This is a genomic window from Pseudomonas sp. NPDC087185 (assembly GCF_044744955.1).
In the GTDB taxonomy this organism is placed as follows: domain Bacteria; phylum Pseudomonadota; class Gammaproteobacteria; order Pseudomonadales; family Pseudomonadaceae; genus Aquipseudomonas.
In genome coordinates, this window is sequence record NZ_JBIUZK010000005.1 from 563,013 (window position 1) to 571,749 (window position 8,737).

Annotated in this window: 8 protein-coding genes; 3 read left to right on the forward strand and 5 right to left on the reverse strand. The window is 61.3% G+C overall.

Annotated features, from left to right (window positions below):
• Positions 1-461 precede the first annotated feature (461 nt).
• Entirely contained in the window at positions 462-1,169 is a 708-nt protein-coding gene (locus tag ACIPIJ_RS20150) for a transcriptional regulator (protein ID WP_401079831.1), read from the forward strand.
• Between the two features lie 20 nt (positions 1,170-1,189).
• Here the strand turns inward: ACIPIJ_RS20150 and ACIPIJ_RS20155 are convergent, their stop codons facing one another.
• The 5 genes from ACIPIJ_RS20155 to ACIPIJ_RS20175 all read right to left on the reverse strand — a co-directional run bounded on the left by ACIPIJ_RS20155 (position 1,190) and on the right by ACIPIJ_RS20175 (position 5,560).
• A complete protein-coding gene (locus tag ACIPIJ_RS20155) occupies positions 1,190-2,137 on the reverse strand; it encodes an adenosine deaminase (protein ID WP_401079832.1) in 948 nt (315 codons plus the stop codon).
• Positions 2,138-2,243: 106 nt separating this feature from the next.
• A complete protein-coding gene (locus tag ACIPIJ_RS20160) occupies positions 2,244-2,930 on the reverse strand; it encodes an SDR family oxidoreductase (protein ID WP_401079833.1) in 687 nt (228 codons plus the stop codon).
• 365 nt (positions 2,931-3,295) lie between these two features.
• Positions 3,296-3,880: an IMPACT family protein gene (locus ACIPIJ_RS20165; protein ID WP_401079834.1), complete on the reverse strand. Its 585-nt coding sequence runs from the start codon at positions 3,878-3,880 to the stop codon at positions 3,296-3,298.
• Between the two features lie 9 nt (positions 3,881-3,889).
• The gene (locus ACIPIJ_RS20170) at positions 3,890-4,552 is read right to left on the reverse strand and encodes a TetR/AcrR family transcriptional regulator (protein WP_401079835.1); all 663 of its coding nucleotides are present in this window, start codon (positions 4,550-4,552) and stop codon (positions 3,890-3,892) included.
• 90 nt (positions 4,553-4,642) lie between these two features.
• A complete protein-coding gene (locus tag ACIPIJ_RS20175) occupies positions 4,643-5,560 on the reverse strand; it encodes a LysR family transcriptional regulator (protein WP_401079836.1) in 918 nt (305 codons plus the stop codon).
• Positions 5,561-5,678: 118 nt separating this feature from the next.
• Between ACIPIJ_RS20175 and ACIPIJ_RS20180 the strand changes: the two genes are divergently transcribed.
• Both ACIPIJ_RS20180 and ACIPIJ_RS20185 read left to right on the forward strand, forming a co-directional pair.
• Entirely contained in the window at positions 5,679-7,025 is a 1,347-nt protein-coding gene (locus ACIPIJ_RS20180; RefSeq protein WP_401079837.1) for an aspartate aminotransferase family protein, read from the forward strand.
• 72 nt (positions 7,026-7,097) lie between these two features.
• Entirely contained in the window at positions 7,098-8,591 is a 1,494-nt protein-coding gene (locus tag ACIPIJ_RS20185) for a CoA-acylating methylmalonate-semialdehyde dehydrogenase (protein WP_401079838.1), read from the forward strand.
• Positions 8,592-8,737 lie beyond the last annotated feature (146 nt).

Consider the following 8,737-nt stretch of genomic DNA (forward strand, 5'->3'; position numbering starts at 1 on the left):
GAAAGCGCATCCAGTGTAGCGCTGCGGTCACCTGACGCCACGGCCTGAATGGGTATCCTGACTGGCGGTCAGGATACCCTCCGGCCGGCTCCACCGATGCTCCCGGACGCAATGTCTGGATGCATGTAGAACCTTCGTTTTTTTTTGCGCTATTTGAGGAACACCGCTGTCAGGATAGTCACTGGCCGCAGGGGGACATTCTTCCTCATGCGTTGTTGCTTCCCCCTTGCCTCACGGCTTTCTGTCCCTCACCGCAACCTACGCATCATTTTGCAACGTGCGAGAGGGTCACCCTACCCACGCCACTTTAGCCCGTTCCGGCCGCAGGGTCGGCTGCCGGAGGGGGCGATCGTGCGGCTTATACTGGCCACGTGTCAGGCCGGCTGCTGCTGGGTGGCGCTCGGCGTTGCCAAGGTTGGCCATTGGAAATCAGAAGTGATCTCGCAGGGAGTTGAAGGGACATGAATGCAGTCAGCAGTATCAGTCAGATTGCCGGCCTGATGGCCGACCCCAAGCGCAGCGCAATGCTATGGGCGCTGATCGATGGCACACCGAGGCCCACCGATGAGCTGGCGATGATGGCCGGGTTGACCTCGTCCTCGGCCTGCGCGCACCTGTCGTTATTGTCTTCGGCGGGCTTGCTGAGGCTCGAGGCGCGGGGGCGCAAACGCTACTTCAGGTTGGCGACGCCGCAGGTAGGTGCGGCAGTCGAAGCCTTGGCCAGCGTGCAGCTCGGGCGGGAAGGCGACCGCCGGGCGATGCCGTTGCAACTGCCGATGTCGATGCGTCGTGCCCGTCGCTGTGGGGATCATCTGGGGGGCGAACTGGCGGGTGAGCTGTATCACCGGTTGGTGGTGGCAGGCTGGTTGGAGGGTAATGAGCAGCAGCTGATGGTCAGCGAAGAGGGGCGCTTGCAGTTGGCCGCTATCGGCGTCTACATCGATGCCCTGGCGCCTCAGCAAAAGCGCGGCTGCGTGATCTGCCACTGCAATGAATGGAGCGATCAAGGGCCGCACCTGGGCGGCAGCCTGGGGCAGGCTTTGCTCAGGTTGTTCCTGCAGTCAGGCTGGATACGCGAAGCCGAAGACACGCGGGCATTGCAGATTTCCGCCTTGGGCGTTCAGCAGATCAATTGTATTGCCCGTGTGCCGACGTTGCAGGTGGGTTGACTGCAACGCCGTATTCACAGTCAGACCAAGCGTGCGTCCAGGCTGTTTTGCGCCAGCCGGCGGGCCTGGTCTTCGGTCATGCCCAGGTGGGTGTGCAGGGCATGGAAGTTCTCGGTGACGTAGCCGCCGAAGTAGGCCGGGTCGTCCGAGTTCACTGTCACCTTCACGCCACGCTCGAGCATGTCGAGGATGTTGTGCTGGCTCATGTGATCGAACACGCAGAGCTTGGTGTTGGACAATGGGCACACGGTGAGGGGGATCTGCTCGTCGATGATGCGCTGCATCAGGCGTTCGTCTTCGATGGCGCGCACGCCATGGTCGATGCGCTTGATCTTGAGCAGGTCGAGGGCTTCCCAGATGTACTCGGGTGGGCCTTCTTCGCCCGCGTGGGCAACTGCCACGAAGCCTTCGCTGCGGGCACGGTCGAACACGCGCTGGAACTTGCTCGGTGGGTGGCCTTTTTCCGAGCTGTCCAGGCCGACGGCGATGAACGCGTCGCGAAAGGGCAGCGCCTGGTCGAGGGTTTTCTGAGCTTCGTCTTCGCTTAGGTGGCGCAGGAAGCTCAGGATCAGGCCGCTGCTGATGCCCAGTTGCTTGCGGCCGTCCTTGAGCGCCTGGTTGATGCCGTTGAGCACCACTTCGAACGGGATGCCGCGGTCGGTGTGGGTTTGCGGGTCGAAGAACGGCTCGGTGTGGATGACGTTCTGCGCCTTGCAGCGCTGCAGGTAGGCCCAGGTCAGGTCGTAGAAGTCCTGCTCGGTGCGCAGCACGTCCGCGCCCTGGTAATACAGGTCGAGGAATTCCTGCAGGTTGTTGAAGGCATAGGCGCTGCGCAGGGCTTCGACGTCGTTCCAGGGCAAGGCAATCTTGTTGCGCTCGGCCAGGGCGAACAGCAGTTCGGGCTCCAACGAACCTTCAAGGTGCAGGTGCAGTTCGGCCTTGGGCAGGGCGTTCAACCATTCATACATAGTGGGTGTTCTCAAATCAGGTACGGTTGACGCCATTCTACAGGGCCTGGCCAGGCATTGCGCCCGGCCAGGCCCTGCATTGCTGCAACCACCGATCAGATACCACTCACCAGGTCAGGGTTTCGCCCTTGTAGTTGATGAAGCGCAGGCCGCCGTTGCCGCTTTGTGCCTTGATCTGTTCGAGCATGCCTCGGGTACTGGTGAGCACGTCGATTTCGGCGTTCTCGCCGCCCATGTCGGTCTTCACCCAGCCCGGGTGCATGGCCAGCACGCAGAGGTCTGGGCGCTGCAAGTCGACCACGAAACTGTTGATCATCGAGTTCAGGGCGGCCTTGCTGGCTTTGTACAGGCAGACCTCGCCACCGTCCGGGATGGTGACGCTGCCCAGGATCGAGCTCATGAACGCCAGTACGCCGGTGCCTTCGCGTACCTGGCCGGCCAAGCGGCGGGCAACGCGGATCGGTGCCACGGCGTTGGTCATGAACAGGTCGCCGATATCGGTGCGCTGCACGGTTTCCAGGTCTTGCGGCAGGGGGCCCATGACACCGGCATTGACGAACACCAGGTCGAACACGTCGTCTTGCAGGCGCTGCTTCAGGCCATCGAGCTGGGCGGTGTCGTTCATCTCCAGCTTTTCGATGCGTACTCCGGGGACATCTTTCAGGGCGCCGGGATTCTGTGGGTCGCGAACCGTGGCAGTGATGTTCCAGCCATCTTCGTTCAGGCGTTGCACCAAGCCCAGGCCAAGCCCGCGGGAGGCGCCGATGATGAGGGCAGTTCTTGAAGTTGCCATAGGAACATTCCTTTATCGGTGAAAAAGGAATTCAGCATACTTCAGGCGGGCAGAATGCGCCTGTATTCACGCCTGATTAAAAAATGATCAGTAGCGTTTGGCCGCGCGCAGACGGGCGCTTGGGTTGTTGGCTAACGGGTTATCCACAGGCTGATCCACAGTTACTGTGCGCAAGCTGAGCGTAATCGCCGGTGACTTCTGCTTGACACGTTGGGGATAACTCTCAACGGTTCAGTACTTTACGGCTGTCATCAAACAGTGATCAAAATATGCTCAATCTTCTGTAGGCCTTGATAAGTATGGGCTGCAGACGAATACCCCAAGCTTATCCACAGGCAGGCCCACAGTAGTTGTGAGCAATCCTGCTAACTGCTTTCCAGCACAATGCGCCCCCGGCTGAGGTCCGCCAGTTGCTGTTGCAGCGGGCCGAGGTGCGCCTCGCCTACGGCGATCTGCAAATCAACCCCGTTGGCAGTGAACTGCTCATCCAGCACCAGCCCGTCGACTTCGGCCAAGCGCAATTTGACCAGCGCCAGTTCGCTGAAGCTGCAGCTGCAACGGTATTCGCTGCGTTGTACCAGCAGCCTTTTCGGCGCCTGCTGCAGGCACTTGTTGGCACCGCCGCCGTAAGCCCGGGCCAGGCCTCCGGTGCCCAGCTGGATGCCGCCGTACCAGCGGATCACCAGTACCACCACCTGGTCGCAGTCCTGTGCTTCGATGGCCGCCAGGATCGGCCGCCCAGCGGTGCCGCCGGGTTCGCCATCGTCGTTGCTGCGGTATTGCCCGCCCAGCTTCCAGGCCCAGCAGTTGTGCGTGGCGGCCAGGTCGCTGTGGCGTTCGATGAAGCTCATCGCCTCGGCGGCACTGGTAATCGGGCCGGCGAGGGTAATGAAACGGCTCTTGCGGATTTCCTCGCGAAATTCGCAGAGGTCGAGCAGGGTAGAAGGCATAGATAGACGTCAGGCACTCGGCGTGATGCCGCACCCCTTGAGGATGATGTGGATAAGGTTGTTGCTCGCGTCTTCCATGTCTTGCTTGGTCAGGCGGCTGCGGCCGGTGACCTGGCAGATCTGGGTGGCGAAGTCGGCATAGTGCTGGGTGCTGCCCCACAGCAGGAAGATCAGGTGCACGGGGTCGACCGGGTCCATCTTGCCCGCCTCGATCCAGGCCTGGAACACCGCTGCACGGCCACGGAACCACTCGCGGTAGTCGGCGCTGAAGTACTCGGTCAGGCAGGTGCCCCCGCTGATCACCTCCATGGCGAAGATCCGCGAGGCCTGCGGGTTGCGCCGCGAGAACTCCATCTTGGTGCGAATGTAATGGCTCAGTGCGGCACCGGGGTCGTCCTCGACGCTCAAGGTGTTGAAGGTGCTGTCCCACAGTTCGATGATGTTGCTCAGCACGGCAATGTACAGGCCGAGCTTGTTGGTGAAGTAGTAATGCAGGTTGGCCTTGGGCAAGCCAGCTTTCAGCGCGATGGTGTTCATGCTGGTGCCCTTGAAGCCATGGCGGGCGAATTCGTCTTCGGCGGCCTGGATGATGGCCTGTTCGTTCTTCTGGCGGATGCGGCCGGCGGGCTTGCCCGAGGCGGAAAGGCGATGCGCAGGGACTTCTAGGGTCATGGACGATTCCGTACGGGTCTGTGGCAACGGATGTCGGACAAGATTACCTGCCTGCGCTGAAGTGACAAGCATTAGCGTCACAAGCAGGCATTAGCGTGTCGCAGCCAGGCTCTCGAGGAAGCTTTCCAGCACCAGGTTCGGCCGTCGGCCTTTGCGTGTAACCCAGCTCAGACTCAGGTCGTAGAAGCGCTGGGTGGGTTTGAGTGCGCGCAGACGGCCTTGCTGCACCCAGAAGGTCGCGTAGTGGTCGGGCAGATAGCCGATGTAGCGGCCGGTGAGGATCAGAAAGGCCATGCCTTCGCGGTCAGACGCGCTGGCGGTGCAGTTCAAGGCTTGGTAGTGCGCCTGGATTTCGGCGGGCAGGCGGAAGGTCGGGGCGATCGCTTCCTGGTCGTTGAGGCGTTCGTCGTCTATCTGCTGGTCGTCGGCGTAGAACAACGGGTGCCCGACCGCGCAATAGAGAAGCGAGCGTTCGCTGTACAGCGGCTGGTACTCAAGGCCCGAGAGCGGGCTGGTCTGTGGTACCACGCCTACATGCAGGCTGCCGTCGAGCACACCCTGCTCGACCTGGCTGGGCGCGATCATGCGGATCTGGATACGCACATCGGGGCCGCGGTCCTTGAGTTCGGCCAGGGCATGGGTGATGCGCATGTGCGGCAGGGTGACCAGGTTGTCGGTCAGGCCGATGTTCAGCTCGCCGCGCAAATGCTGGTGCAGGCCGTTGACTTCGGTGCGGAAGGTTTCCAGCGCACTGAGCAGTTGCAGCGCCGAATGGTAGACCTCACGGCCCTCCTCGGTCAGCGAAAAGCCGGCGCGGCCACGCTGGCACAGGCGCAATCCCAAGCGCTGCTCAAGGTCGTTCATCTGCTGGCTGATGGCTGAACGGCCGATGCCCAGCACGTTCTCCGCGGCCGAGAAGCCACCGCAATCGACTACGCTTCGGTAGATTTTCAGCAGGCGGATGTCGAAATCGCTGACTTGTGCGAGAGGATCGGGGCGTCGGCTCATAAGTTTAGTCTTGTACTACCTGAAGATTAGAAATGCAGGCTTTTTCAGACTTTATCTGCGTGCCAATTTAGCTGCAACAACATCCATCGTTGCCTAATCGTCTTTCTAGGAACCGCCGATGAACATGCCCGAAACCGCCACCACCGGTATCGCCAGCCAGCTCAAGCTGGATGCGCACTGGATGCCTTACACCGCCAACCGCAATTTCCACCGTGACCCACGCCTGATCGTGGCGGCCGAAGGCAATTACCTGGTCGACGACAAAGGGCGCAAGATCTTCGATGCCTTGTCGGGCCTGTGGACCTGCGGCGCCGGGCATACCCGCAAAGAGATTGCCGACGCAGTTGCCCGTCAGCTCAATACCCTGGATTACTCGCCAGCCTTCCAGTTTGGCCACCCGCTGTCGTTCCAGCTGGCCGAGAAGATCACAGAGCTGACCCCGGGTGACCTGAACCACGTCTTCTACACCAACTCCGGTTCCGAGTGTGCCGACACCGCGCTGAAGATGGTCCGTGCCTACTGGCGCCTGAAAGGCCAGGCCACCAAGACCAAGATCATCGGCCGTGCCCGTGGCTACCATGGCGTGAACATCGCCGGTACCAGCCTGGGGGGCGTCAACGGCAACCGCAAGATGTTCGGCCAGCTGCTGGATGTCGACCACCTGCCTCACACCGTGCTGCCGGTGAACGCCTTCTCCAAAGGCCTGCCGGAGGAGGGCGGTATCGCCCTGGCCGATGAGATGCTCAAGCTGATCGAGCTGCACGACGCCTCGAACATCGCCGCCGTGATCGTCGAGCCGCTGGCAGGTTCGGCAGGCGTGCTACCGCCGCCCAAGGGCTACCTGAAGCGTCTGCGCGAAATCTGCACTCAGCACAATATCCTGCTGATCTTCGACGAAGTGATCACCGGGTTCGGTCGCATGGGTGCCATGACTGGCTCCGAGGCCTTCGGCGTTACCCCAGACCTGATGTGCATCGCCAAGCAGGTCACCAACGGCGCCATCCCGATGGGTGCAGTGATCGCCAGCAGCGAGATCTACCAGACTTTCATGAACCAGCCGACCCCGGAATATGCAGTGGAATTCCCGCACGGCTATACCTACTCGGCGCACCCGGTTGCCTGCGCCGCCGGTATCGCCGCACTCGACCTGCTGCAGAAGGAAAACCTGGTGCAGTCGGCCGCCGAGCTGGCGCCGCATTTCGAGAAGCTGCTGCACGGCGTCAAGGGCACCAAGAACGTCGTCGACATCCGCAACTACGGCCTGGCCGGCGCGATCCAGATCGCTGCCCGCGATGGTGATGCCATCGTCCGCCCCTATGAAGCTGCCATGAAGCTTTGGCAAGCCGGCTTCTATGTACGCTTTGGCGGTGACACCCTGCAGTTCGGCCCAACCTTCAATACCCAGCCGCAGGAACTGGACCGTTTGTTCGACGCGGTCGGTGAAGCGTTGAACAAGGTCGACTGACCTTTTCGAATTTGACGTAAGGCGCGTGAGTTGATTGCGCGCCGGCATCTACCTTCTTTATTGGAGTTTTGAATGAGCATTGTTCAGCACCTGATCCATGGCGAGCTGGTTACCAAGGGTGAGCGCACCGCCGATGTCTTCAACCCGGCCACTGGCCAGGCAGTACGCAAGGTCGAGCTGGCCAGCCGCGCGACCGTGCAGGAAGCGATCGATTCCGCCAAGGCTGCGTTCCCGGCCTGGCGCAACACCCCGCCGGCCAAGCGTGCCCAGGTGATGTTCCGCTTCAAGCAACTGCTGGAACAGAACGAAGCCCGCATCTCGCAAATGATCAGCGAAGAGCATGGCAAGACCTTGGAAGACGCCGCTGGTGAACTGAAGCGTGGCATCGAGAATGTCGAGTTCGCCTGTGCGGCGCCTGAAGTGCTGAAGGGCGAGTACAGCCGCAACGTTGGCCCGAACATCGACGCCTGGTCCGACTTCCAGCCGCTGGGCGTGGTGGCGGGTATCACCCCGTTCAACTTCCCGGCCATGGTCCCGCTGTGGATGTACCCGCTGGCCATTGCCTGCGGTAACGCCTTTATCCTCAAACCGTCCGAGCGTGACCCGAGCTCGACCTTGTACATCGCCCAGCTGTTGCTCGAGGCCGGCTTGCCGAAAGGCATTCTCAACGTGGTGCATGGTGACAAGGAAGCCGTGGATGCGCTGATCGAGGCGCCGGAGGTGAAAGCGCTGAGCTTCGTCGGCTCCACCCCGATCGCCGAGTACATCTATGCCGAAGGCACCAAGCGCGGCAAGCGCGTCCAGGCCCTGGGCGGCGCTAAGAACCATGCGGTGCTGATGCCTGACGCCGACCTGGACAACGCCGTCAGCGCGCTGATGGGTGCAGCTTACGGTTCGTGCGGCGAGCGTTGCATGGCCATTTCCGTGGCGGTGTGTGTGGGTGACCAGGTTGCCGATGCCCTGATCGCCAAGCTGGAACCGCAGATCAAGGCACTGAAGATTGGTGCTGGTACTTCGTGTGGGCTGGACATGGGCCCCCTGGTAACTGCCGCCGCCCGTGACAAGGTGGTCGGCTATATAGATGACGGCGTTGCCGCTGGCGCCAGGCTGGTGGTGGATGGCCGAGGTTTGCGTGTAGCCGGTAATGAAGATGGTTACTTCGTGGGTGGCACCCTGTTCGACAAGGTGACGCCAGAGATGCGCATCTATAAAGAAGAGATCTTCGGCCCAGTGCTGTGCGTGGTGCGGGTGAATAGCCTGGAGCAGGCCATGCAGCTGATCAATGATCACGAGTATGGCAATGGCACATGCATCTTCACCCGCGATGGTGAGGCCGCGCGCCTGTTCTGTGACGAGATCGAAGTGGGCATGGTCGGCGTCAACGTACCGCTGCCGGTGCCGGTGGCTTACCACAGCTTTGGTGGCTGGAAGCGCTCGCTGTTTGGTGACCTGCACGCGTACGGCCCGGACGGTGTGCGTTTTTATACCCGCCGCAAGGCAATTACCCAGCGCTGGCCGCAGCGGGCGAGCCATGAGGCGTCGCAGTTTGCGTTCCCCAGCCTTTAAGGCATGAAGTGAAGCGGGGAGGCCGACAGGCCTCCCCGCTTTGTTTTTCATCGATATTAGGGTTTATTGGAATTAAAGGTTGACGCGCTTCCGAATCCCCTTATAATGCGCCCCACTTCCAGCGTGATCGGAACGAGAAACTCCTT